General features: G+C 49.4%; 27 protein-coding genes and 1 pseudogene. 11 read left to right on the top strand and 17 right to left on the bottom strand.

The genetic code is table 11. The features are described from left to right. Nucleotides 1–73: 73 nt before the first annotated feature. From atpH to OXH18_RS23680, 8 genes are all read right to left on the bottom strand, one after another. Entirely contained in the window at nucleotides 74–631 is a 558-nt protein-coding gene (gene atpH, locus OXH18_RS23715; RefSeq protein ID WP_268609989.1) for an ATP synthase F1 subunit delta, read from the bottom strand. After that, nucleotides 628–1,161 (bottom strand): F0F1 ATP synthase subunit B, encoded by a 534-nt coding sequence (locus tag OXH18_RS23710; protein ID WP_268609988.1) that lies wholly within the window; start codon nucleotides 1,159–1,161, stop codon nucleotides 628–630. Before OXH18_RS23710 ends, atpH begins: the two co-directional genes overlap by 4 nt. A gap of 26 nt (nucleotides 1,162–1,187) precedes the next feature. Further along, nucleotides 1,188–1,679, bottom strand: coding sequence for a F0F1 ATP synthase subunit B' (locus OXH18_RS23705; protein ID WP_268609986.1), 492 nt, complete (start codon nucleotides 1,677–1,679; stop codon nucleotides 1,188–1,190). Nucleotides 1,680–1,771: 92 nt separating this feature from the next. Beyond that, the gene (gene atpE, locus OXH18_RS23700; RefSeq protein ID WP_088893994.1) at nucleotides 1,772–2,017 is read right to left on the bottom strand and encodes an ATP synthase F0 subunit C; all 246 of its coding nucleotides are present in this window, start codon (nucleotides 2,015–2,017) and stop codon (nucleotides 1,772–1,774) included. A gap of 170 nt (nucleotides 2,018–2,187) precedes the next feature. Continuing rightward, nucleotides 2,188–2,940 (bottom strand): F0F1 ATP synthase subunit A, encoded by a 753-nt coding sequence (gene atpB, locus OXH18_RS23695; protein WP_268613246.1) that lies wholly within the window; start codon nucleotides 2,938–2,940, stop codon nucleotides 2,188–2,190. A 67-nt stretch (nucleotides 2,941–3,007) separates the two neighbouring features. Then, nucleotides 3,008–3,391, bottom strand: a complete 384-nt coding sequence (locus OXH18_RS23690) for an ATP synthase subunit I (protein ID WP_315874790.1) — start codon at nucleotides 3,389–3,391, stop codon at nucleotides 3,008–3,010. Nucleotides 3,392–3,554: 163 nt separating this feature from the next. Continuing rightward, nucleotides 3,555–4,754, bottom strand: coding sequence for a class I SAM-dependent methyltransferase (locus OXH18_RS23685; protein WP_268609984.1), 1,200 nt, complete (start codon nucleotides 4,752–4,754; stop codon nucleotides 3,555–3,557). Between the two features lie 123 nt (nucleotides 4,755–4,877). Beyond that, nucleotides 4,878–4,961 carry a hypothetical protein gene (locus OXH18_RS23680; protein WP_268613245.1) on the bottom strand — a complete coding sequence of 28 codons (84 nt, stop codon included), beginning with the start codon at nucleotides 4,959–4,961 and terminating at the stop codon, nucleotides 4,878–4,880. Nucleotides 4,962–5,477: 516 nt separating this feature from the next. Between OXH18_RS23680 and menD the strand changes: the two genes are divergently transcribed. Beyond that, nucleotides 5,478–7,259 (top strand): 2-succinyl-5-enolpyruvyl-6-hydroxy-3-cyclohexene-1-carboxylic-acid synthase, encoded by a 1,782-nt coding sequence (menD, locus tag OXH18_RS23675; protein WP_268609983.1) that lies wholly within the window; start codon nucleotides 5,478–5,480, stop codon nucleotides 7,257–7,259. Nucleotides 7,260–7,399: 140 nt separating this feature from the next. Here the strand turns inward: menD and OXH18_RS23670 are convergent, their stop codons facing one another. The 5 genes from OXH18_RS23670 to OXH18_RS23650 all read right to left on the bottom strand — a co-directional run bounded on the left by OXH18_RS23670 (nucleotide 7,400) and on the right by OXH18_RS23650 (nucleotide 12,625). Continuing rightward, nucleotides 7,400–7,768: a response regulator gene (locus OXH18_RS23670; protein ID WP_268609982.1), complete on the bottom strand. Its 369-nt coding sequence runs from the start codon at nucleotides 7,766–7,768 to the stop codon at nucleotides 7,400–7,402. A gap of 222 nt (nucleotides 7,769–7,990) precedes the next feature. Beyond that, entirely contained in the window at nucleotides 7,991–9,466 is a 1,476-nt protein-coding gene (locus OXH18_RS23665) for an aminobutyraldehyde dehydrogenase (RefSeq protein WP_268609981.1), read from the bottom strand. Between the two features lie 132 nt (nucleotides 9,467–9,598). After that, nucleotides 9,599–10,459 carry a fructosamine kinase family protein gene (locus OXH18_RS23660; protein ID WP_268609980.1) on the bottom strand — a complete coding sequence of 287 codons (861 nt, stop codon included), beginning with the start codon at nucleotides 10,457–10,459 and terminating at the stop codon, nucleotides 9,599–9,601. A 42-nt stretch (nucleotides 10,460–10,501) separates the two neighbouring features. Continuing rightward, nucleotides 10,502–11,089: a DUF3318 domain-containing protein gene (locus tag OXH18_RS23655; RefSeq protein ID WP_268609979.1), complete on the bottom strand. Its 588-nt coding sequence runs from the start codon at nucleotides 11,087–11,089 to the stop codon at nucleotides 10,502–10,504. 24 nt (nucleotides 11,090–11,113) lie between these two features. Then, nucleotides 11,114–12,625: a UbiD family decarboxylase gene (locus OXH18_RS23650; RefSeq protein WP_268609978.1), complete on the bottom strand. Its 1,512-nt coding sequence runs from the start codon at nucleotides 12,623–12,625 to the stop codon at nucleotides 11,114–11,116. Between the two features lie 233 nt (nucleotides 12,626–12,858). On the opposite strand from OXH18_RS23650, the gene OXH18_RS23645 reads away from it, so the two are divergent. The 7 genes from OXH18_RS23645 to OXH18_RS23615 all read left to right on the top strand — a co-directional run bounded on the left by OXH18_RS23645 (nucleotide 12,859) and on the right by OXH18_RS23615 (nucleotide 19,158). Continuing rightward, nucleotides 12,859–13,101, top strand: coding sequence for a hypothetical protein (locus tag OXH18_RS23645; protein ID WP_268609977.1), 243 nt, complete (start codon nucleotides 12,859–12,861; stop codon nucleotides 13,099–13,101). A gap of 71 nt (nucleotides 13,102–13,172) precedes the next feature. Beyond that, nucleotides 13,173–13,442 (top strand): glutaredoxin 3, encoded by a 270-nt coding sequence (gene grxC, locus OXH18_RS23640; protein ID WP_268609976.1) that lies wholly within the window; start codon nucleotides 13,173–13,175, stop codon nucleotides 13,440–13,442. A gap of 83 nt (nucleotides 13,443–13,525) precedes the next feature. Beyond that, nucleotides 13,526–14,551: a glutathione synthase gene (gshB, locus tag OXH18_RS23635; RefSeq protein WP_268609975.1), complete on the top strand. Its 1,026-nt coding sequence runs from the start codon at nucleotides 13,526–13,528 to the stop codon at nucleotides 14,549–14,551. A 187-nt stretch (nucleotides 14,552–14,738) separates the two neighbouring features. Then, on the top strand, nucleotides 14,739–15,854 hold the full coding sequence (locus tag OXH18_RS23630; RefSeq protein WP_268609973.1) for an ABC transporter substrate-binding protein: 1,116 nt from the start codon (nucleotides 14,739–14,741) through the stop codon (nucleotides 15,852–15,854). Between the two features lie 115 nt (nucleotides 15,855–15,969). After that, on the top strand, nucleotides 15,970–16,800 hold the full coding sequence (locus tag OXH18_RS23625; RefSeq protein WP_268609972.1) for an ABC transporter ATP-binding protein: 831 nt from the start codon (nucleotides 15,970–15,972) through the stop codon (nucleotides 16,798–16,800). 43 nt (nucleotides 16,801–16,843) lie between these two features. Next, a complete protein-coding gene (locus tag OXH18_RS23620) occupies nucleotides 16,844–18,130 on the top strand; it encodes a glycoside hydrolase family 10 protein (RefSeq protein ID WP_268609971.1) in 1,287 nt (428 codons plus the stop codon). 242 nt (nucleotides 18,131–18,372) lie between these two features. Further along, nucleotides 18,373–19,158: an ABC transporter permease gene (locus tag OXH18_RS23615; RefSeq protein WP_315874789.1), complete on the top strand. Its 786-nt coding sequence runs from the start codon at nucleotides 18,373–18,375 to the stop codon at nucleotides 19,156–19,158. Nucleotides 19,159–19,223: 65 nt separating this feature from the next. On the opposite strand, the gene OXH18_RS23610 is transcribed toward OXH18_RS23615, so the two are convergent. Next, the gene (locus OXH18_RS23610) at nucleotides 19,224–19,484 is read right to left on the bottom strand and encodes a DUF2087 domain-containing protein (protein ID WP_268609969.1); all 261 of its coding nucleotides are present in this window, start codon (nucleotides 19,482–19,484) and stop codon (nucleotides 19,224–19,226) included. A gap of 57 nt (nucleotides 19,485–19,541) precedes the next feature. On the opposite strand from OXH18_RS23610, the gene OXH18_RS23605 reads away from it, so the two are divergent. Continuing rightward, the gene (locus OXH18_RS23605) at nucleotides 19,542–20,957 is read left to right on the top strand and encodes a cytosine deaminase (RefSeq protein ID WP_268609968.1); all 1,416 of its coding nucleotides are present in this window, start codon (nucleotides 19,542–19,544) and stop codon (nucleotides 20,955–20,957) included. A gap of 191 nt (nucleotides 20,958–21,148) precedes the next feature. On the opposite strand, the pseudogene OXH18_RS23600 reads toward OXH18_RS23605, so the two are convergent. From OXH18_RS23600 to OXH18_RS23585, 3 genes and pseudogenes are all read right to left on the bottom strand, one after another. After that, nucleotides 21,149–21,880, bottom strand: a pseudogene (locus OXH18_RS23600) (formylglycine-generating enzyme family protein); the annotation flags it as partial. Nucleotides 21,881–22,221: 341 nt separating this feature from the next. Beyond that, on the bottom strand, nucleotides 22,222–22,446 hold the full coding sequence (locus OXH18_RS23590) for a hypothetical protein (RefSeq protein WP_268609964.1): 225 nt from the start codon (nucleotides 22,444–22,446) through the stop codon (nucleotides 22,222–22,224). A 195-nt stretch (nucleotides 22,447–22,641) separates the two neighbouring features. Beyond that, entirely contained in the window at nucleotides 22,642–22,833 is a 192-nt protein-coding gene (locus OXH18_RS23585) for a ribbon-helix-helix domain-containing protein (protein WP_268609963.1), read from the bottom strand. 184 nt (nucleotides 22,834–23,017) lie between these two features. On the opposite strand from OXH18_RS23585, the gene OXH18_RS23580 reads away from it, so the two are divergent. Both OXH18_RS23580 and OXH18_RS23575 read left to right on the top strand, forming a co-directional pair. After that, the gene (locus tag OXH18_RS23580) at nucleotides 23,018–23,269 is read left to right on the top strand and encodes a hypothetical protein (protein ID WP_268609962.1); all 252 of its coding nucleotides are present in this window, start codon (nucleotides 23,018–23,020) and stop codon (nucleotides 23,267–23,269) included. A 56-nt stretch (nucleotides 23,270–23,325) separates the two neighbouring features. Next, nucleotides 23,326–23,811, top strand: a complete 486-nt coding sequence (locus tag OXH18_RS23575) for a DUF4079 domain-containing protein (RefSeq protein ID WP_268609961.1) — start codon at nucleotides 23,326–23,328, stop codon at nucleotides 23,809–23,811. The last annotated feature ends 108 nt before the right edge of the window (nucleotides 23,812–23,919 follow it).

The raw sequence follows: 23,919 nt of genomic DNA, 5'->3' as shown, positions 1-23,919 counted from the left end.
GAAGTAGAAGTAATGGGTATTGCGTGGAAACCTAGCAATCGAAACACCAAAGCTTAGTCCACACTTGCCTTAACTAGACAGCGCTAGTCAAGCGCGTGCCAATGCGACGCAGTTGACCCCGTAAGCTGGCATCAATGATTTTAGAACCCACCTTGATAATGACACCGCCTAACAAGTCTGGATCGATTTTTGTGTCTAGTTCCACCTGCTGAGCTTGAGCCATGCCTTTGACTTTTTGGCGAATTGATTCCTGTTGCTCGTCTGACAAAGGAATCGCAGACGTGACTTCTGCTAGAACCGTTTGCTTGAGTTGACGCACCAGTTCCTGAAACTGTTTGCAAATTGGTTCTAGAAATATAATCCGGCCTCGATCGATCAAAATCATCAAGAAGTTATAGGTAAATGGATGCAATTGCTCCCGCACCACTTGGTTAAGCACTGCCTTTTTATCCTCTGCCTTAAAGATCGGATTGATGAGACAGGCGCGCAAATCGTCCGATTCACTCATCAGGCTTAACAATGAGGTGACATCTTCACTGATGCGATCGACCAGGTCATTGTCCCGCGCTAGTGACATCAGGGCTTGGGCATAGGGTTCTGCAATTTCACTGGAGAGCAGAGTAGATCTCATGAAGGGCCTCCTATCGTAGCAATACTGCGATCAATTAACTGCTGCTGAGTAGAGTCACCAATGCCAGACTTCAACTGCGATTCCACTTGTTGCAGAGCCAAGGCCGCAATTCGCTGGCGTAATTCAGCGGTCACCCGTTCTTGCTGACTAGTTAAACCTTGAGCTTCAGCCGCTTTCAGACGTTGAATATCGTCTTGTGCTCTCGCTAACACAGATTCGCGGACTGCCTTGGCTCGTTCTTGAGCCTCTGCCAAAATTCGCGAGGCTTCTGCTTGCGCTTGGGCGAGTTTTTGCTGTTCATCAGCTAAAGCGGCTGCGGCTTCTTTTTTACGAGTTTCAGCCTCTCGGATGGCTTCTTCAATCCGTGTCTTTCGCTCGGCCAGGGTTTTACCGAGAAACCCGCGACCAAAGTACACCAAGACTCCAATGATAATGACCAGATTGATCAGATTCGTTTCAAGAATATCAAAGTTTAGCCCGAACCCTGGCTCCTCGATTGCCTCAGCAGTCAGTAATATGAAAGTCCCCATGATTACATTCAAATACCTATAGTGTCTTAACCAACCGTCTGCGTCCCCAGCAATTTCTCCAAAATCTCACGGCTTAAGGCTTCGACCTGCTGTTCCAACGATTGGAATGCTTCTTCCTTTTGCCGATCCAACTCTCGCTGCGCCTCTTCCCGTTGAGCCTGAGCCTCTCGTTGGGCTTCTGCAAGCTGCTGTGCTGCAATACTTTCAGCTTCCGCCTCTGCATCTGCAATGATCTTTTGAGATTGACGGCGCGTCTCCGCCAATTCCTGCTCATATTGCTTTGCCAGGGTTTCAGCCTTCGATAGCCGCTCTTTAGCGTCGGCTAGGTTATTGCGAATAAAAGCATTGCGATCGTCAATTGCCTTTCCCAACGGTTTATAAAACAGTGCGTTGAGTACAATGACCAGGAGAATAAACTGAACTGCCATGAGGGGAAGTGTGGCATCAATGTCAAACAATCCCCCTTTGCTGCCCTCAGCAGCCGTTTCAGCCGCTAGCAGGATAGTCCAATACATCATATTGAGTGACCCCATTCATCAGGGGTGAAACAACGAAAGAACAAAATATGAGTAGAGACGCGAGTTGCGCGTCTCCATCGAAGCGGATTAACCTAAGCGAAGGGGTTAGCGAATAGGAGCACTAATGCCACCACCAGACCATAAATCGTCAGCGCTTCCATAAACGCCAAGCTCAGGAGCAAGGTACCGCGAATTTTACCTTCTGCTTCAGGCTGGCGGGCAATCCCTTCCACAGCTTGACCTGCCGCATTCCCTTGGCCGATACCAGGACCGATCGCGCCCAGTCCGACAGCGAGAGCAGCAGCAAGAACAGAAGCGGCAGCAATTGTTGGATTCATGATGATCTTCCTTACCTTTATCTACAGAACGAAAGAACGAAATGGACGAGATGTGAGACCAGCGTTTACACGCTATGTGTCGTTTCAAAATTACAGATGCCTAAAACCAGCAACCCGTAATCGAAACACTTGAACTGGGGAAAATCGAGGCGTTATCCCCGCCGAAGAGACTAATGCTCTTCGTGTCCTTCACCGTGGTGATCTTCCATGGCTTCCCCAATGTACGAGGCGGCGAGTGTGGCAAAAATTAGCGCCTGAATCGCACTCGTAAATAGTCCTAATGCCATAACTGGCAGTGGAATAAATAGAGGAACCAGGAGAACTAGCACTCCAACCACTAGCTCGTCTGCCAAAATATTGCCAAACAAACGGAAGCTAAGGGAAAGAGGCTTGGTGAAATCTTCAATAATTTTGAACGGCAACATAAAAGGCACGGGCTGGACATAGTTACCGAAATAGCCCAATCCCTTTTTGCTGAAACCAGCGTAGAAGTAAGCCAACGAGGTAAGTAGCGCCAGCGCGATCGTCGTGTTGATATCGCTGGTGGGGGCCGCCAGTTCACCTTCTGGCAACCGAATCAACTTCCAGGGAACCAACGCACCCGACCAGTTGGAAACAAAGATGAACAGGAATAATGTTCCAATAAAGGGAACCCAGGGGCGATACTCCTTTTCACCAATTTGTGTTTTAGCCAAATCTCGGATGAATTCCAGGGCATACTCCATCAAGTTCTGGACACCAGCAGGAACCATCTGGATTTTGCGGGTTGCAAGGACAGAGGCAACGACGAGTAGACCAATCACAAACCAGGAGACCAAGAAAACTTGGCCGTGTAGCTCAAGATTGCCTAAATGCCAATAGAACTGCTTGCCAACCTCTAGCTCAGCTAAGAGAACATTGGATAAATTGAAGGCGTTCAGCATTTCCATGCAAATTCATTGATGTGATGGGCTTCCTAGAAACCGAGAGGAGTGCTAGGATATCCAGAACCTAATTTGAGTCAGGCAGGATGGTGGTTCGCAGCATATAGAAGATGACGGCAGCTTTATAAGTTAGGAAGCCAAGGAAAATCGGCATAATTTGTAACTCGTTTAACTGAGCTGCAAGAACGATCACCCCAATGAGCAACGCAAGTCGGGCACTGCCTAACTTGTTGCGCTCTCTTCCAAGCTGCGCTACGTTTCGAGCCAACATTCTCAAGTAAACCACACCTGTGCACGCTCCAATCAGATAATTCAGAGCCGTATTAAGAGAATAAAAAATCCACACAGAGCCAAAAGTAATCCCTGTTAGGATCAGGGTTGTCTTTAGCAACGCTGCTTGAAGCTGGTAGTACTCCTGCATCGAAGCATTCGGTTCGGCTGGCACGGCCATATCCGAGGTGGGTTCGGTCTCTTGAGATGGGGTTCCGGGCAAGGATTCTGGTGAGTTCACAGGCGTTATCGAACTAAGTCCAGAGTGTTGGCTGGGTCACTACTGACCCTACAAAATCATATCACTGACAGGTAACAATACTTAATGACTTGCTTGCAATGAATTAAATGTTGGTTGGACTGAGAAGAATCAGTTGTTGCGTCCAGAGCAATCGCACGGTTTCCAGCTCCAGATCGATTGTTTGGAGAATTTCCGCGACTGTTTGCCCTTGTTGATTAGCATCGCACGCTTTGAGGAAATTCCATTCCGCTTCACTTAAGTTCACGATCTGGTAATCGTAGTTAAACAAACAGCGGCTGTCCCAGCCCTCCATACAAGGGTTACGTTCTGGAATCGCAGCTAACAGGTCTTGATCGGATGACCAATCTCTTTGAGGCAACGGATCGCGCCCAAGGAAAAATTCATAGTGCGTCACGGTTTCCGGATCAAGCAGTTCAATCAATCGATATCGCTGGCGATTGCTCAAGGCTTGGGCGCGATCTATCAGTTCTGGGGCTTTCCCAATCAGCCGCTCTAGTTGCCAGGTGCGCGGGTTGGAAAAGCCGATGAATTTTAGCTCAGACGCATCAATTAGCTCAAACAGCGTTTCGATGTTGTAGTCAATTTCTTGGGGATGCACGTACATATCAGCAAAGCACTCGTCTCGCTGATTTTCCAGCGACCACCGTTCCTGTTCCCGCTTCACCAAGCGATTAGTTTCCGGCAGCGACGAGAAAATTTGTCGCCCAATTTGCACGCCGTCCCGATAGTCGCCTCGCTGGTTGCCTTGCAATAGACCGATCGCCTGCTGCATTAGCTTAATTTCCCAGCGCCCCAACTCGCTATAAACAAAAATGTGCATCAGTCCACCCGGAGCCAGCTTTTTGGCCAAGGCTTGAATGCCGCGAATGGGATCAGGCAGATGATGCAACACGCCAACACAGTTGATGAGATCAAAGTCTCCTGGCAAGCGATCGGCGTCATAGAGACTGAGATGATGAAATTCCACACGATTGGCCCCCGATCGGCGACATCTTTCTTTGGCAACCTCTAACGCACCTGCACTTAAGTCGATGCCCACCACTTGGGCATAAGGGTTAAGATGTACCAAATACTCTGTGCCCACACCCGTGCCACAGCCAGCATCAAGAATTCGCACGGTTTGCTTGGTGGGTTTCTGTCCGGTGCAAAAGTTATAGGCAGCTAGCCAGTTCCAGCGCCAGTTGTATCCCGGTGGCGGCTCGTCTAGCAGCGGTTCTGGAGGGAAAGGATAGGTATCGTAGAGCTTGGCAACGGCGGCACTAACGGCTTGGGGATCTGACATAGAAAAATTTTCGACTGCTGAATGCAGAATATCGCTCGCGAACTCATCCGATCTGAGTGTATCGAAAAGCGGGCATTCCTCTCTGGCGATCGACGTTTCTATCAACAGGGCTAAGCTTGCCAGCTAATCTTCACCTCTGGCTTGCAGCGCTTCAGACAACAAAATTTCGATCGTGGCACTCACCGATCGCTTATCCCTCTCAGCCATTTTAGTCAACTTCTCTCTAAGCTCTGAGGGCAGGTATACCGTAATTCGCTCCTTGTCTGTAGCCACTTGGTGCCAATTAACGTCAACATTTTTCAAAAATTCTAAGATGTCACAGCACGAATATGATAGCGTTATAAAACGTTATTAGTTGCTATTTAACATTGTTTGACGTTAATCATCTATGCTAGAGGTAGATTTATGATCACGTTGACGGATGCAGAGGTTACAGAAATTAAGTCGCTGCTGATCCAGTTGAGCCGAGAAATTCTTTTGCAAGGAACCTATTAGAGAAAGATTGCAAGCTGTCTTGTAATCCTTTCTAAACGTTCTATTTAGGTTGGTGTTCGTTCAAAAAAGCGTTCACGTTACCTCGATCGCAACGGATCGAGGTTTTTTAGTGAGGTTGTTTAAGCGTTTAGTAGGGGTGTTTCTCCTGCTCCTCCCGCACCAATGGAACTCCGGTAATTCGCCTTTATCGCTAGACTGCTTTCTGGATACGTCTGGGTACTTTCCTCCATGCCGATCGATTTTCGCAACACTAATTCTGTTTGGGCTTCGGTTTTCGTTGAAACGCTGGTTCGGTTGGGATTAAGAACAGCGGTAATTTGTCCGGGGTCGCGATCGGCTCCATTAGCGATTGCTTTTGCAGCTCATGCGCAAGTTGAAGCCATTCCGGTGTTGGATGAGCGATCGGCGGCTTTTTTTGCGCTGGGGATGGCTCGACGCACTGGAGAACCTGTAGTTTTGGTATGTACGTCGGGAACGGCCGGAGCCAATTTCTATCCAGCTATCATTGAAGCGAAAGAAAGCTGCGTACCGCTGCTGGTATTAACTGCCGATCGCCCGCCAGAACTGCGCGATTGCAACGCCGGGCAAACGGTAGATCAACAAAAGCTTTATGGAACCTATCCTAATTGGTACAGTGAACTTTCTGTGCCAGCCTTGGAACAATCCCTCTTAGCATATCTGCGGCAAACCGTGATTTATGCGTGGGAGCGATCACAGTATCCAGTTTCCGGATGTGTTCATTTAAATCTACCGTTTCGCGATCCGTTGGCTCCCGTACCGCAAGCAGAGGCACAAGCGTTTGCTGCGCAGTTTGATGAGTTAGAGCAAGAGACATTTTTTGCCGCAGTGGGTGGAGCGGTTACAGCCTTGAGAAATCGCAAAAAGTCAGAGAGACAGAACAGTGATAACATTGTTCCGTCCGAGTGGTTTGCAGAAGATCGGGGAATTGTAATTGCGGGAGTGGCTCAACCCCGATCGCCCCAAGCCTACTGTGAAGCGATCGCTCATCTTGCTCAAACGTTGAAATTACCTGTATTGGCAGAAGGGCTATCTCCGGTGCGTAATTATGCCGTGTTGAACCCAGATTTAATTTCAACCTATGATCTGATTCTGCGTCAACCAGATTGGGCGGATAAGCTGCGACCAGATTTTGTCATTCGCATTGGGGAGATGCCCACCAGCAAGGAGCTACGACAATGGTTAACACGCACTCAGCCTCGGCAATGGATTATCGACGCGACCGATCGCCACCTCGATCCGCTACATTTACCAACTGTTCATCTTCGTCGATCGATCGACCAAGTAGCGGCGTGTTTATCCGGTGCAAACAGCCCAGAACGACCATCTGATCTATATTTACAGCACTGGTGTCAGGCAGAAGCATGGGCGCGGCAGGCGATTGATCACCCAATGGCACAACTCGACCCATTGATTGAAAGCAAAGTAGCATGGCTGCTGTCACAGCATCTGCCAGAGGCAACCCCTGTGATCATTGCCAATAGCACCGCAGTGCGGGATGTGGAATGGTTTTGGAAACCGGGAAATACAAAAGCGCAACCCTATTTCAACCGAGGAGCAAACGGCATTGACGGAACCCTGTCAACAGCACTGGGGATAGCACATGGCTATCAAAGTAGTGTGTTGCTGACGGGAGATTTAGCACTGCTGCACGATACAAATGGGTTCTTACTGAGAAACCAATTTCAGGGCCATTTAACCATCGTTTTAATCAATAACAACGGTGGTGGTATTTTTGAACTTTTGCCGATCGCCCAATTCGATCCACCCTTTGAAGCGTTTTTTGCCACACCGCAATCTGTCAATGTGGCGCAACTCTGTGCCGCCTACCGCATAGAATATGAGCAAATTCAAACATGGGAGCAACTAATTCAGCGCTTAAAGCCGTTGCCAACAGAAGGGGTTCGAGTGCTAGAAATACCGTGTGATCGAAAAGCCAGCGCCCACTGGCGACAGCAATTGTTTTCTCAGTTTAGCGATTGCGATCGTTAGATCAATCGTTACACCAATTTGAATTGAGAACGTGGCAGATTGGACAAGGGCGATTCGCGATTCGCCCTTACGAGTGGTTTGTTTGTCGCGAAGATTATTTAAAGCGGTACTAGGCGGTATTAGATTAATTAGATCATCATTTATCTGCTGCGCAATAGTTGCTTTACCGTTTTCATCATCTCAACGGGATGAAAGGGCTTGGTGATGTAGGCATCGGCCCCTTGCTTCATGCCCCAGTAGCGATCGAACTCTTCGCTTTTAGTCGAGCAAATTAAGACAGGAATTGCTTGCGTGGTAGGGTCGCTTTTAATCCAGCGACAAAGTTCATAGCCGTTCATTTGCGGCATAATCAGGTCTGTAATCACCAGATCAGGTGCTTTTGCTTGAATTTTTTCCTTAGCTTCCGCTCCGTTAATTGCCTCAACCACCCGCAGTCCACTGTTCTCTAACAGTTCCGTGAGCATTTGCCGCAGCGTTTGGCTATCGTCCACAATCAGAACTGTGCTCATCCCCCCTTTGCCCCCGCAACCCTTTAATTTCAGCCCTTCTATAGCAGTATTCCCACAACTGCTAGTTGGATTACAGGATTCCCAAGCTGTCAAAGGGGAATCAGTAATGAGGGATAGATCATTGATGAAAACTTCGGCGTTGCTGCTCGGATGGATGAATCTCGTAAGGGCATTTCGTGAAACGCCCTTACAGTTGGGATCAAGGTGAAAAAATCATGCCTTCTAAGCATCGAACACAACCGAGTGCCACGCTTTTTTCTGATCCCCTGTCACATCAAACATAACGTGCTTGACGATCGTGTATTCCTCGAGGGCATAGTAGGACATGTCTTTGCCAATGCCGCTTTGCTTGAAGCCACCGTGGGGCATCTCGCTACAGATGGGCAAGTGATCGTTAACCCAAATCGTTCCACATTCCATCGCCGCTGACATGCGCATGGCCCGCTGCACGTTGGTTGTCCAAACGCTGCCCGCCAAGCCATAGGGAACGTCATTAGCGAGACGAACGGCTTCTGCCTCATCTGAGAAGCGATTGACCACCACCACCGGGCCAAAGATTTCCTCCTGCACACAGCTTGCCGATTGGGCTGCTTCTACCAAAATAGTAGGTGGATAGTAAAATCCCTCGCCTTCAGGAAGAGTACCACCTGTAGCAATTTTGACGCCTTGCTGCTTGGCTTCTTCCACAAACCCCTTGACTTTGAGGCGCTGAGTTTCACTGACTAGAGGGCCAATGTCAGTCATTTCATCAAACGGGTGTCCCACCTTTAGGGTTTGGGTGAGTTCAGTAAAGCGAGACAAGAAGGCGTCAAACACGTCGTTTTGCACATAAATTCGCGTAGCAGCAGTGCAGTCTTGTCCGGTATTCATGTAGGCAGCAGGGATGGCTCCGCGAGCAGCGGCTTCGATGTCGGCATCGGCAAATACCACAAAGGGAGCTTTGCCACCCAATTCTAACGTAACGCGCTTTACCTGCGGACTCGCCAGTTCAGCAATGCGGCGACCAGTGCGAGTGCTGCCTGTAAAGCTAATCATGCGGATATCAGGATGGGTGCAAATGGCTTCTCCTACTTCTGCGCCGCCCGTCACCACGTTGATTAATCCGGCGGGCAACCCCGATTCTAGGGCAATCTTTGCCAGTTCGATCGTTGTTACTGGGGTATTAGGGGCAGGTTTAATTACTACCGCATTGCCCGCTGCCAACGCTGGGCCCAGTTTCCAAATCGCCATCATAAACGGATAGTTCCACGGCGTGATCGCTCCCACCACACCGATCGGTTCTCGTCGAATCAGGCTCGTATAGCCGCTTACATATTCGCCAGCAGCTGTGCCCTCTTGACGTCGCACCACCGAGGCAAAGTAGCGCAAATTGTCGATTGCAAAGGGAATATCGCCGCCTGTAGTCAATTTCAGTGGTTTTCCGGCATTCTGGCTTTCTAAGCGAGCTAGATGTTCACTGTTGGCTTCCAGCGCATCGGCAAATTTTAGCAACGCTGCACTGCGTTCTCCGTAAGACAGCTTGCCCCACTCGGCTTGGGCTTGCTTGGCAACAGCAACCGCGCGATCGACGTCCTCTTTGGTTCCCAAGGCCACAGTGGCAAAGGGGCTACCGGTGGCTGGCTCTATTAAATCTTCACTACCAGTTGCGATCCAGTCCTTGCCAATTACCATTGGGTAATGCGTTAATTTTTCTTCCATTAGGTCCTCTATTTGTGCTTGCAAAAGGTTAAATCTAAATTCTCAGAAAACGAAGCGTTTTTTCCTTCATGCTGATACAGATTGAGCAACGCTCCAGAAAATCTCAATGTTTCCTTAGGCTTCACTCGTGGTTTACAGCAGTGAAGCGATCATCTGATTGGCTTGATGTTCATAGCTGCCGCCAAACTGATTGAAGTGATTCAGGATGTGATACAGGTTGTAAAGAATTTTGCGCTGCTGGTACCCCGGCTCTAGGGGCCATACCTCATCATAGGCACTGTAGAAGTTGGACGGGAAACTACCAAATAATTGACTCATGGCTAAATCTACTTCTCGATCGCCAAAATACGTTGCCGGATCAAGAATGACAGGATCACCTTGCACCGTTACCGCCGCATTGCCCGTCCATAAGTCTCCATGTACTAAAGAGGGTTGCGGATTGTAGCCCGCCAGAATGTCTGGAACCGCTGCCAGCAAGCGCTCTTGTAGGGGAAAATGTCCCCCACGGCGCTTAGCCAAGCGAAACTGATAGCCCAATCGATGGGTTGTAAAAAAATCAACCCAGTCTGTAGACCAGTGGTTGACCTGGGGAATAAAGCCGATCGTATTATTTCGCTCCCAGCCAAACCCTTGAGAGCTAGTGACTTGGTGCATCGCCGCTAGCTGACGCCCCATGGCGGCCCAAGCTTGGGAGTCACCCCGTCCTAACTCTAGCCACTCCAGTACAAGATAAGCCGAATTTCCAGCAATTCCCCAGCAGATTGGTTGTGGCACCCGAATCGTATGGCTACTAAAGATCTGTTGTAATCCCAATGCTTCTGCCGCAAACATATCTACCCGGCTAGCTTGGTTCAATTTGACGAAATAGGACTGAGCACCTCCAACCAAGGCATAAGCTTGGTTAACGCTGCCCCCGCTCACCGAGCGATGCTGTTCCACTTGAAACGCTTTGCCAGTTGCCCGACTAATTTGGTCTGCAATTTGATTCCACATTCGTGTTTTTGCCAGCAGGATAGCTATTGGTTTGATAATGGCTTAGATTAAATCAACGGGTAACGGTCCAGTCAGCGATCGCAAATGTTGGCTACGCATCAGTTCTGTGACACTTAAAGAGCGCCCTTCTAGTTGCGCCACCGATTCAATGCCGGCGAGTAAGTGCCGGACAGCGTCTGCTTCGTCATAGCCCCGTCGTTTAGCGACGGCGATCGCTGCTTCATCGGCGTCCTGCAAAGGTTGAACTCCACGATTTTTTCGCCAAATTCGACTGATGGCAACAACGGTCAATCCACCTGCTGTCACTATACCAGCAACATCTCCTAGCAGCAGTTCTACCGCCATTCCGGAAAGCCCAACAGCAGCTAATCCCTCATACAAACCCACTTTGAACCAACGAATTCCAATCAACCAACACACGGTATGTAGCAACAAGAGATCGCGTTGGGGTTGGGGTAGCTTCTCCCACAAATCGAAATTAATGGTAATTGCACGCACCTGCGATCGAGGTAACGGAAACTTAGCCGCAATCACCTGTGATTGGTTTGGGGCACTGACCAGTTTTGTCCACATGCGCCCAGAAGCTGGCATCAGATCAAGCAAGCGATCGATTTCAGAGACAGTATTCATCGAGGGTCGAGCAAGAGTCCAGGTTCATTGCAGATCATAGCCAAACAAATTGGGGTCAACATCGCCTCGTTGTAAATCGGCTAATCCATATTCAGCCCAGCGGCGATCGACCATTGCAGCGGTATCTGGATCAGATTGCAGCGGTTCGGCCCAAGGGCGATCGGTTTCCGGGTAGATTTTTGTTGTAGCATCAATCCCCATGCGGCCGCCCAAACCTTGTTTTTCAGTGGCAAAGTCCAATCGATCGAAGGGATTATCGGGCAGAATAAACACGTCGCGCCCCGGATCAACTTTGGAGGCGATCGACCACACGACCTGGCGCGGATCGCGAATGTTGGTGTCTTTATCTACCACAATCACAAACTTGGTGTAAGTAAACTGCGGCAGCGCGCTCCAAAACGCCAGTGCTGCTCGCCGTGCTTGTCCTGGATAGGCTTTGTCGATGGAAATGATGGCGGCCTTGTAGCTTAGGGCTTCCATCGGCAAGAAGAAATCGACAATTTCGGGAACCTGTTGCCGCAAGATGGGCGTATAGATGCGATTCAATGCCAGCGCCATCATTGCGTCTTCTTTGGGAGGGCGACCACTGAAAGCTGTGAGGTAAATCGGGTCTTTACGATGGGTCATGGTGTGAAAGCGAACCAACGGCGCTTGTTCATTGACGCCACCATAAAAGCCCATGTGATCTCCCGCTGGCCCATCCACACCCGTATCTTTAGGGTCGATCGTACCTTCCAGGACAAATTCTGAATCGGCTGGCACTTCCAAATCCAACGTTTTGCACTTGGCTAACGAAAGTCCAGAACCGCCATAGAGACCTGCAAAGAGCCATTCGGACAAGTCTACAGGTAACGGAGTTGCTGCGGCCATAATCACCAGCGGATGCACCCCGATCGCCACGGCTACTTCTAATTTCTGACCCAGTTCTGCGGCTTTGCGCAAGTGTCGTGTCGCTCCTCGCACTGAGAGCCACTGTACCGTCATCGTGTTTCGAGACTGTAACTGCAAGCGATACACACCCACGTTGGGAATCTTGGTCTCCGGATCTTTGGTGATCATCAGTCCCAGTGTAATCACCCGCTCAGCATCACCGGGATACACCCGCAGCAGGGGCAGTTTCGTCAAATCGACCTGCTCATCTTTGAGCACAACCTGTTGACAAGCGGGAAAAAAATCGCGCCCAGGTTTGGCCTTAACCACATCTAACAAAACCTTGCCAAGTTCGATCGCCTGCGACATCTTCTTGGGTGGGCGCGGTTGATACAAAATGGCTAGCTTTTTGCCCAACTCCTCTAATTCTTCTGGGCGCTCCATGTTCATAGCCCAACAGACACGCTCTACCGTTCCCAGTACATTCACAGCAACGGGATAGCTCGCTCCTTTGACATTCTCAAACAGTAAGGCAGGGCCACCCTGTTGCAACAAGCGGTTCGCTATTTCGGCAACTTCTAAATTGGCGTCTACCATTGTACTAACCCGTCGCAATTGTCCTCGCTGTTCCAACTGTTTGAGGAATTCCCGCAAATCTCTCGCCATAGTAAAGGAATGTAAAGCGTGCTTCTTTTATTATGAGTTGCTATGGCCATCTTGGTCGATCGGGTTGACGTTGGCTCGCCTTAGGGTTTTCTTAACGATTGCAATGCAAACGATCGAATGGCTGAGGGAACACTCGAACAATCTTAATCACCCGTTTGGTTGAGATAAGCGCAGGAAGGGTCATTAAAACCTGCGCCTTAAAGTTGGTAATACGTAGCGTTCAAGGTGGGTTCATGAACTGGCAAGAGGGACAGCGCGTCGAATGTGAAGGATTGAATTGGGGAGTTTGCTATCTCACCCTAATGAATGAACAGATGGCTGTGGTATATTGTCCACAATACGAGATTGTGACAACAGGCAGTCCAGAGCAACTCAAACAAGTCGGTTGGAGACCGATCGCCACGACCAAGGTGATCTACTTAGACGAGTGGGTCAAGTCGCATCATCACCACCAACGTCCTGTGCCGACTTCGTAGCACGGCTATCTCTTCGGAAGCGCTTATATTAAGATCGGTAAATATACCGTGTTGCGCAACTAAAACTAATTATGGCTGCCAATGTTGAGATCTACACCTGGAGTGCTTGCCCTTTTTGCATCCGGGCAAAAGCTTTGCTAGATAAAAAAGGGGTAGACTATACCGAATATTGCATTGATGGTGACGAAGGAGCGCGAGCCAAGATGGCGCAACGAGCCAATGGACGGCGCAGTCTACCGCAAATCTTTATTAACGACGCCCACATTGGCGGCTGTGATGATCTATATGCGCTCAATGCCAAAGGACAGCTTGATTCCTTGTTGCAAGGCGCGGCTGGGTGAGGCGGAAAGGATAAAGTCAAAAGATATCAGGGGTAGAGTCCATGTTTAGCCTTTAGCCTTTAGCCTTTTCAAAGGAGAATCTGGTGAAATTTCTATTTATTATTGACCCGATCCAAATGCTTGATCCGGGTCATGATACAAGTGTGGCGTTAATGGAAGCGGCACAAGGCTTAGGTCATGAGGTTTGGATTACCGAAGCGCAACGGCTTAGTGTGGCGGATGGTAGCGCCTGGGCGATCGCACAACCCATTGAGTTGCAAGCGGTTGAGCTTGTGGAAGGGCGCTGGGTGTCGGTGGTTGAGTGGTTTCGCTTGGGCGAGAGTCACCTGCTGCCGTTAAATGAGATGGATGCGGTGTTTATGCGTACCGATCCACCCGTGACGATTCCCTATCTCTATGCTACTTATATTCTGGATTATGTTGATCCAAGCAAAACGCGGGTGATCAACTCGCCGCACGGGTTACGAACAGCCAACGAAAAAATGTACGCGCTTCAGTTTACGAATGCCATTCCCACCACGATCGTCAGCCAAGATAAGCAGATCATCCGCAAGTTTGTCGAACAACAGGGAGCCGCTGTGATCAAGCCATTGGGTGGCAAAGCCGGGGAGGGGATTTTGTTTGTGGAACCGGGCGATCGCAATTTCAACTCTCTGATTGAGATCAGCACCTTTCAAGGCAAAGTCCCTGTCATGGTGCAGCAGTTTTTGCCTGCCGCCAAAGAGGGCGATAAACGGATTATCCTACTAGATGGTGAACCGATCGGAGCCGTCAATCGCATTCCCACGGGCAGTGAGTTTCGCGGCAACATGGCTGTGGGGGGACGAGTGGCGGCTGTAGACCTCACCGATCGCGATCGGGAAATTTGTGCACAGCTTGCCCCAACCCTGCAACGCGATGGCTTGGTGTTTGTCGGTATTGATGTGATTGGCGGCTATCTTACAGAGGTCAACGTCACTAGCCCTACCGGAATTCGTGAGATCGATCGGCTCAATGGGGTGAGTCTAGGTAAGCAGGTGATTGAGTGGGTGGTCGATCGGGGAAGAAGGGAGTCGGGCATCGCGAGTCGGGAGTCGGGAATGGAGTATGAGGCAGGACATGAGGCATGACAAAATGTGGGTTAGTTTCTCTTTAGCTATCTCTCCTGATGCTTGATCGGCATTGTTAGAGCCGAGTGAATCCCTAAAGGCGGTATTTGAAAATACAATTTGATGCAATGGGTTTTAGTAGCTTCATTAGGTAAAAAGCGGTAGTGCGTTTTGCAAACGGTTTTCAGCGTGTCACAAGGAGAAATGAATGAGTCTACTACGGTATCCGCCACGTCAAATTTTGGGCGTCAGTCGGCGAAAGTTTATCCAGTATGGGGCGCTTGCTGTTGGTAGCGGGCTAGTTGCAGCGTGTGCATCCAATCAATCTTCTACGTCAACGGCTGAATCTCCGGTGGCTGAAGCACCTGCCGATAGCGGGAGTCCGGCGGCATCTGGAGAGCTAACTAAAGTCACCTATGGCACAAACTGGTACGCTCAGGCTGAACATGGTGGCTTTTATCAAGCGGTGGCTACGGGAATTTATGAAGATTACGGGCTGGATGTCACAATCCAGATGGGCGGACCCCAGGTGAATGGTACGCAGCTATTGATGGGTGGAGCCGTTGACTTTTTCATGGGCTATACATCTGATGCCATCAAGGCGATCGAGGAAAACATTCCCAAAGTAACTGTAGCGGCAATTTTCCAGAAAGACCCGCAAATCCTGATTGCTCATCCCAATACGGGAGCAGATTCGATCGAAGATTTGAAGGGTCGCCCCATTTTCATTTCGGCTGCCGCGAATACAACCTACTGGCCGTTCCTGAAGGCAAAATACGGTTTCACTGACGATCAAAAACGCACTTACAACTTTAACCCCGGACCCTTTTTAGCAGATAAAAACTCGGTACAACAGGGCTATCTCAGTTCTGAACCCTTGTCCATCCGAAAGGAAGGTGGCTTTGAGCCAGTCGTGTTCCTGCTGGCCGATCATGGCTATGATCCCTACTCTACGACGATCGAATGTAAACGAGAATTGGTCGAGCAAAACCCAGATTTGGTACAGCGGTTTGTGGAAGCGTCAATTAAAGGCTGGTACAGCTATCTAGAGGGTGATCCGGCTCCAGCGAATGAACTGATCAAGCGAGACAATCCGGAAATGACGGATGAGCAAATTGCCTATGGCATCGAAAAGATGAAAGAGTATGGCATTGTCATTTCGGGGGAAGCCGAAACCGATGGCATAGGAGCTATGACCGATGAACGCTGGCGGTCGTTCTTTGAAACTATGGCTGAGGAAGGGGTTTTTCAACCGGATACAGATTACACCCAAGCTTACACCCTAGAGTTCGTGAACAAGGGCGCTGAAACATATCGAGCCTAGAGGTGATCGACTATGATGGGCGGCGGAATGGATTACGCTACTGTAAATCCATTTCACCATCTCTCGGTTTGTTGATTCACCTCCATCTAATCCCGATCGCTAGAGGAACTCCTAGATGACTCCTACTCCTGTCATTACGCTGAGCAATATCAGCAAAGTTTACTCCAATGGCACGGTTGCGTTGCAGGATTTGAACCTGACGGTGCAGCATGGTGAATTCGTTAGCCTTTTGGGCCCGTCGGGTTGTGGTAAAAGTACGGTGTTGCGGTTGGTATCAGGATTGGGGCAAAAAAGTTCAGGTGAGATTGCTTGGCATCAGTCGCCGTTGTTAGAGGATACACCTCAACATCGCAAGCTGGCTTATGTGTTTCAGGAAGCGGCTCTGATGCCATGGGCAACAGTGTGGGACAATATTTACTTACCGCTAAAGCTAGCAGGTATTACCAAGCGGTCCGCCAAAAGTGCCGTGATGGAAGCGATCGAACTTGTCGATTTGCACGGCTTTGAGCAATGCTATCCGCGTGAGTTGTCCGGCGGGATGAAAATGCGGGTATCAATTGCCCGAGCGCTGGTGACCCATCCCGAAATGCTGTTGATGGACGAACCGTTTGGTGCCCTCGACGAAATGACCCGCAGTCGGTTAAACAGCGATCTACTGGACTTGTGGAACCGGATGCAATGGACGGTGGTATTTGTCACCCACAATATTTACGAGGCGGTGTATCTGTCGAATCGGGTGGTGGTAATGGCGGCTCGTCCCGGTCGTGTCATTACCGAAGTGCCGATCGCCGCCCCCTATCCCCGCACCGAGGCATTTCGCACGTCTCCATTGTTCAATGACTACTGCCGTCAAATTTCGGCGGCCTTGTCCCGAGCCGCCAATCAATCAACTGACTCTGACTCAATGAATGCGCACTCTGCCAGCGTGTATGATCCGGTTGCTTGATCAACTTGCTTGATCAACCACAGAGACTAGAATCAGAGAGGCAATGGCGTCGCTAACTGTAACTCAACCCACTGTTTTCAAAAAATCAACGGCCCAATCATCTGATTTGTCAGCCTCCGCTAAAGCGAGTGTGCTCGCCGGGCAAGTCCTGGAACTCGAAGCAGCCTATCGTGTGGGGCAACACTGCTGGGTCAAGCTATCTCAACCGATCGAACCTGTCGGCAAAATCGGCTATTTCTTCTTACCGCATGTTAAAACCCAGCTTGAAGAAATTCGCAGCGTCTGGATGACGAACGTAGACAGCCGGGTTTTAGAATCCAAAGCTAGGATTGAACAGGGCTTGCAACACCTGAAACAGCTTGGTATCAATACCATTTATCCTGTGGTGTGGCAGCGCGGATTCACCCTATATCCTAGCCCGATCGCCCAAGCCTTTATTGGTCCTGCCACGGTTCCCGATCCCAAGTTTGCCACGCGAGACATGTTGGCAGAGATAGTAGACGTTGCCAAAGCGCTGCAATTACGAGTGATTCCCTGGTTTGAGTATGGGTTGGCGACGCTGCCGAAATCGGTTTTAGCCACTCAAAAACCCCATTGTGTGACCACCGACAAAACTGGAAATCCAATTCGCACCAAACGAACCGATGGTAAACCTGATACGTTTGTATGGCTAAATCCTTGTCATCCAGAAGTCAAACAATTTTTTGTGGATTTGATTATGGATGTGGTCGATCGCTATGACGTGGATGGGATTCAACTAGATGATCATTTTGGCTTTCCCGTAGAATTAGGGCAGGATGCATTTACAACCCAATGCTTTAATCAAGAGAACCACATCAACTGGTTAACGCAATGGTTTAAGTCGGTCGATCGCAACGCTTGGAAGACTCAGAAAATGACTGAATTGCTGAGTGATTTAGTCCACCGCATTAAAGTGAACCATCCCAATTGTGTGATTTCCATTTCCCCAAATCCGTTGGCTTTCTCTCAAACGAACTATTGTGTAGACTGGCTCACTTGGATTCAGCGCGGACTGGTGGACGAATTGGTTTTGCAAGTGTATCGAGACAATTTGACCAGCTTGATCAACGAACTTGAGAAGCCAGAAGTTGTCAGGAGTTGCCAACAAATTCCCGTTTCCATCGGTCTTCTTGCGGGGCTGAAACAAAAATCGGTCAGCAGCGATCGATTGCAGCAACAAATCCACGCCGTCCGTCATCGCAATTTTGCCGGTATTTCCTTCTTTTTCTATGAAACTCTGTTGAACGAAGCTTTGTTTCCCGTTACCGTTCCTCGCAGTCAATCGCAACTACAACAGCTTTTCCAATAAACCTGTGTAGTTTCGATCAGTTGCGACTTGTTGAACTTGAACACTCCATCAAGCGTCATTGCGATAGGATAGGCTTGTCAAGCTGGAGCAGAACATGCGACCGTGTTCTCAGGGACATCTTTGTGTAAGTCGTTTTGCCTGTGAAAACTTTCGATCGTTCGTCTAATCAAACGGTTTCTTTTAGCGCAGGTAAACAGTCTGCCTCTCCTGTCTCTGCGTGGAAACCGTGGCTTTCACCCGATGTGCTAGCGCCAATCATTGTTGGCTTGTTAGTACTAATTGGTTGGGAAGTGGCTGTCCGCCTCACCAACACTCCTCCTTACATTCTGCCTGGGCCTCTACTTGTACTCCAAACTTTGATCAGGGACTGGGGAGATCTCTTTCCATCGCTGTTGATTACGCTGCAAATCACAATCGTCGCTTTCATTGCAGCCGTAGTATCGGGTCTGCTGATTGCAATTGTGTTTACGCAAAGCAAATGGATTGAACGCAGTTTCTTTCCCTATGCAGTAATTTTGCAAACGACACCGATCGTAGCGATCGCGCCATTAATCATTCTTTGGGTACGGCAATTTGTACCAGGAGAGCAATCTACCTTCATTTCGCTGGTTATTTGTGCGTGGATTGTGGCATTCTTTCCCATTTTGTCAAACACAACCCTAGGACTTCACAGCGCAGATCATAATCTGATCAATCTGTTTCAACTTTATCAAGCTTCCCGCTGGCAAACCCTCCTCTATTTGCGCCTACCTAGTGCCTTGCCCTATTTTCTGGGGGGCTTACGCATCAGCGGTGGACTGGCTTTGATTGGAGCCGTGGTGGCTGAATTCGTGGCTGGAACTGGAGGAACGCGATCGGGCATTGCCTACCAAATTCTAATCTCCAGCTTTAATCTGCAAATTCCTCGGATGTTTGCCGCCTTGTTCATGACGACGTTGCTTGGTGTCATGATTTTTGTGGCTCTTACGGTTTTCTCAGATCTGTTATTGCGCCATTGGCATGAAAGCGCCATTAAGCGGGAAAATTAAAAGTTGGCGATCGGGGAGCAGGGGGTTAGGGAGCGGGGAGTAGGGCATCCCTTATTCTTCTGTTTTTACCATTTGTCTATTCTCCAATAGGCTGAGCCATTGCGTTCTCGATCGAGCCATCCAGCTTCAAACAATTCTCGTCGCAGCAAGGCCGGGTCATTAAAACAGTGAAATTGTCTCAGCAGCGCATTCACCTCTTTCTCGGTATAAGTCACGGTAGGATCGAATTTCAGCGCCAGATACTCTAGCACTAAGCGCTGTTTGGCTCGATGGCGCTTAGACGGCCATTGTGTAACTCGTCCCTTTGCATCTAGATAGTTTTCCAATTCAGCTAGAGCGTTTATGATCCTGTTTGCACCGACTCCATCTACTTTAACAACAACATGGTCAACCGTTTTTTCGACTTTCCAGGGTCAACCCACTACTGGCTGACGAATGCACATGTCCCAGTTGCTCTATTAGAAGAACCCAGTCTTACGCAGACACTTCAATCCACCCGCGACGGTCTCGTTTGCGTCAGTCTAGAAGTGGAATCAGGAAGAATTGTACAAATTCAGCCAAATACCATTGCTGTTCCGGCATCTGTTCCTGCAATCGATCTTCAACGAAGAATTGTGTTTCCTTGCTTTGTGGACATGCACACCCACTTGGACAAAGGGCACACATGGGAACGATCGCCCAATTTAGCGGGAACCTTTGATCATGCCTTGACGGTTGTGCAGAAGGACAGCGAACAATACTGGAATGCAGACGATGTGTTTCGCCGCATGGAGTTTGGCTTGAAATGCAGCTATGCTCACGGAACAAAAGCACTTCGTACCCACATTGACGCATTTGGCAATCAAGCCGATATTAGCCTGGAGGTGTTTCAATCCTTGCGTGACGAATGGCGCGATCGGCTAACGTTGCAAGCTGTATCGTTGGTGTCGCTGGATTATTTTCAAACACCACAAGGTGAGAAACTAGCCGATCAAATTGCCGAAGTTGGCGGGCTTTTGGGCGGTTTACCAATGATGAGTGAGGAATTGGACAAGCAACTTGATCGCGTGTTTGAACTAGCCAAAGAACGCAACCTGGATCTAGATTTTCACACCGATGAAAGCGGCAATCCCAACACCATCACCTTGCGACGTGTGGCCGCCGCCGCTCTCCGGCATGATTTTCCAGGGCAAATCGTCTGTGGTCACTGCTGTAGTCTGGCTGTGCAGTCACCTACAGAAATCATGAAAACCCTCACCTTGGTAAAACAAGCAGGGATTGGCATTGTTAGTTTGCCCATGTGCAACTTATATCTGCAAGATCGCAATCAGTCTGCCTCCTGGGGCTGGATTCAGGATGGAGAGACAAATCGTTCAGCATCCAATCCGGATGCATCTCGCCTTGCATCTTTTCCTTCCCTAACGCCCCGCTGGCGTGGCGTCACCTTATTACACGAACTGAAGCACCAGGGAATTCCCGTTGCAGTCGCCAGCGACAACTGCCGCGATCCGTTTTATGCTTTTGGCGATCATGATGTGCTGGAAGTTTACACACAAGCCACGCGAATTGAGCATTTAGACGCTCCCTACGGCGATTGGTGCTGCACTGTCACCATGACCCCTGCCGACTTAATGGGCTTATCTGAAGCTGGACGAATTGCCGCGTCACAGCCAGCCGATTTGATTGTCTTCAAAGCGCGATATTACAGTGAACTGTTTTCGCGGTCACAGCACGATCGCATTGTTCTCCGCAATGGACAGCCGATCGACACCACCCTACCGGACTACTCTGAACTCGACGATCTCCTGCAATTGTCCTAACTCTTCTTCCCAAAGGAGATTTGGTGATTGCAGAATTCAATGATGGACATGTGGGCGCATAATATTTGGATCAGATAGCTGTTCGATCGTGGATCTACCAAGCTATCTGACCTTGGCTGATTTTTGGATCAAGTTGCCTCGATCGCTGGAGCAGGTCTGGACTCCTTGAGTACGCTCGGTAAATCTGATATCTACCGACTCTGACAGTCAGGAGTGCTGGCAGACAGAACAACCCGAAAGCCGTTGTTGTTGTTCCGATTATCCGGTAAGTTCCTGTTGCGATTCGCAGAACGACAGTTCCTAGGGTTGTTGTTCCAAGAACCACCGCGCAGGAGCCGGTTATTACTCTCTCCACCTTCTATCCAGGCACTACCATCGGTCGGTGCGCCAGCGTAATTCTCATGCCACACATCCTGACACCATTCCCAGACATTGCCGTGCATGTCGTACAGCCCAAAAGCATTGGGCGGAAAACTGCCGACATCCGTTGTTTGCTGACGATATTCTCCGTTCGGGGCTGAAGCGTAAGTGAAGTTACCGTTATAGTTCACTAAATCGGTCGTGATGGTTGCACCAAAGTGAAATGGGGTTGTGGTTCCGGCTCGGCAGGCATATTCCCACTCTGCTTCACTTGGCAATCGATATGTTTGTCCCGTGCGCTGACTCAGCTTTTCACAAAACTCGATCGCATCATTCCAACTCACTTGTTCAACTGGACGATTTGCTCCACTAAAGTTTGAAGGGTTACTGCCCACGATCGCCTCATACTGTGCCTGCGTCACCTGAAACCGTCCCATGAAAAATCCCGGAACCGTGACTTGACGTTGTGGACTTTCGCTATCCCGTCGCTCTGGCTCATCGGCTGGCGATCCCATCGTGAATGTCCCCCCCAGAATTTCCACCATTTCCAGGGTGATGCCATTGGATGCTCCTGTCCTAAGCGGTGCAGGACAATTGCCTCGGCATTGAACAAGCGTCGCGCTGTTATGAGAAGCTCTGGAGAGGACTGTTTGGGGCTAAGGTGCTTGACAACACAGAAGGGGCGATCGGGCAAATCCTGATCTTCGGCTAAATAGGTATCTCCAAAGCCGCCGCTGCCAAGAGACTGGGTGATTCTGTAGCGACCACGAAGCAGCGTACCCTTTAATGCGGTCATTGCAGCGCACCTAGAATAAAAAGAAGCTGGGTTTATTCTGGCAAATAACGGTAAAAAACTGCAAATGGTGAACGGTTCCTACTCCAAGCCAAGCTCATCGGCAAAGCCTCACTCCTCTAGATAAGCCAATGCTGCATCTCGATCGAGCAGTGGGCTATTTTCTGCATCATTCATTGCCCGACTTAAACAGTAGTCCTCAATTGCCTCTACCATCTCTTCCGTAGACAAATCCTCTTGAGGAAATAGCTGATTCCATAGCTCGATCGGAATCACCACCGCTTTGGGTTGACCGGCTTTATCCGTTAAGTATTCCACTTCAAACTGAGGTTGCATTGAGTTAAAGCTGAACTAATGGGTCGATCGTAGCTTAAGCGATCGCCTTCCTACAACGGAACCACAACACTACTACTTTAAGTCCAACTCATCAGCAATATTGCCCAAATACAGCCGAACAAAATCCTTCGCAGCATCCTGATTGATTTTCTGCAACGCTGCAATGGTGTCAGAGGCTAATCGTCAAGCTAATTCTTAATCAGATCCCTTCAACTTTCGCTCTTGATGTTCTTTCACCGCTTGAGTCAGCAAATACGTTACCAGACTACTGATCGATCGACTCTCCTCAGCGGCCCATTCCTCCAATGCCTTCTGAATGTCCTCTGGCAAATAGGCGGTCACACGTCCACGTGTAGCCATGAATTCAATCACAAAATGTCGCAACATAGCCTATTTTACGCTGCTTTAAACCACCATATCTACAAATAGCACATTGTGCGTCACAATGCGTCATTTTGTGGTTATGTGTGGTAGATTCAGATTAATCAAAAACCAAAAGCCAGCCCTCCCAAGTTTCTCAGGCTCCGGGGGACTGGCTCTGGTTCCACATTTTCATGGAGACAATTTAATTATGACTTATCGAGATCGCCTCAATCACTGGGCGGTGGTGCGTCTACTGCCAAATTTCCAACGGGTCGTGGTGAATCGCTTTCGCAGTCGATCGAATGCGGAGGGGCACGCTCAGGCGATGCAACGGTTGATTCCCGATGCTGAGTTTGTTGTCGTGTTTGATCCGGTTGGGTCTGATTCAAATGAGGGCGATCAAACTTGGGGCAGAAGTGAATTCAGCCAATTGCTAGAACAACTATTGCCAGGTTCATGAAATATCCTTAATATTTCTTAATGCTTGCCTTGCTAGGGAAAGAAAAGGAGAACACAATGTCGAATATTCGTGAATGGTTGGAGCCGATCGCGGCTTGGTTTCGCACGCTTGGTGTCCCTGAACCGATCGTGCATTGGGGGCATCCGGTCATGATGGCAATTGTGGTGTTTGTCATGGGGAGTTTTGTGGGGTTAACAGGGTGGCGTGGTCGAGCCCTAATGGCAGTCAACAAAGATGCCGCTGTGCAAAGCCGTCTGGATCACCGCAAAATTGCGCCGTTCATGTTTCTGTTCATTGCCTTGGGATACACAGGCGGCGTGCTGTCGCTGGTGATGCAAGGCGAACCAATCTTTCAAAGCCCGCACTTCTGGACTGGATCGATTGTGATTGTGCTGCTAACCCTCAATAGCGTCGTCGCGCTGACTGGATTTGGGAAGAATAAAGCAGTGCTGCGTACCACTCACGCTTATTTAGGCAGTGCAGCACTATGTCTGTTGTTCCTTCATGCGCTGTTGGGCTTGAAGCTGGGAATGGCAATCTAGAAAAGGCGAAAGAATGAAGGGCAAAAATTGTCCTGGCATCAGTTTTGGCTGAATGCTGAAGCTCTTTACTACTGTTCGCTTTTCCCTTTCGCTTTTCCCCTTTCACCT

The sequence above is a fragment of the Thermocoleostomius sinensis A174 genome (assembly GCF_026802175.1).
Classification (GTDB): Bacteria; Cyanobacteriota; Cyanobacteriia; order Elainellales; family Elainellaceae; genus Thermocoleostomius; species Thermocoleostomius sinensis.
The sequence above is the reverse complement of the archived record's forward strand: the minus strand, read 5'-3'. Positions and strand labels throughout refer to the sequence as shown.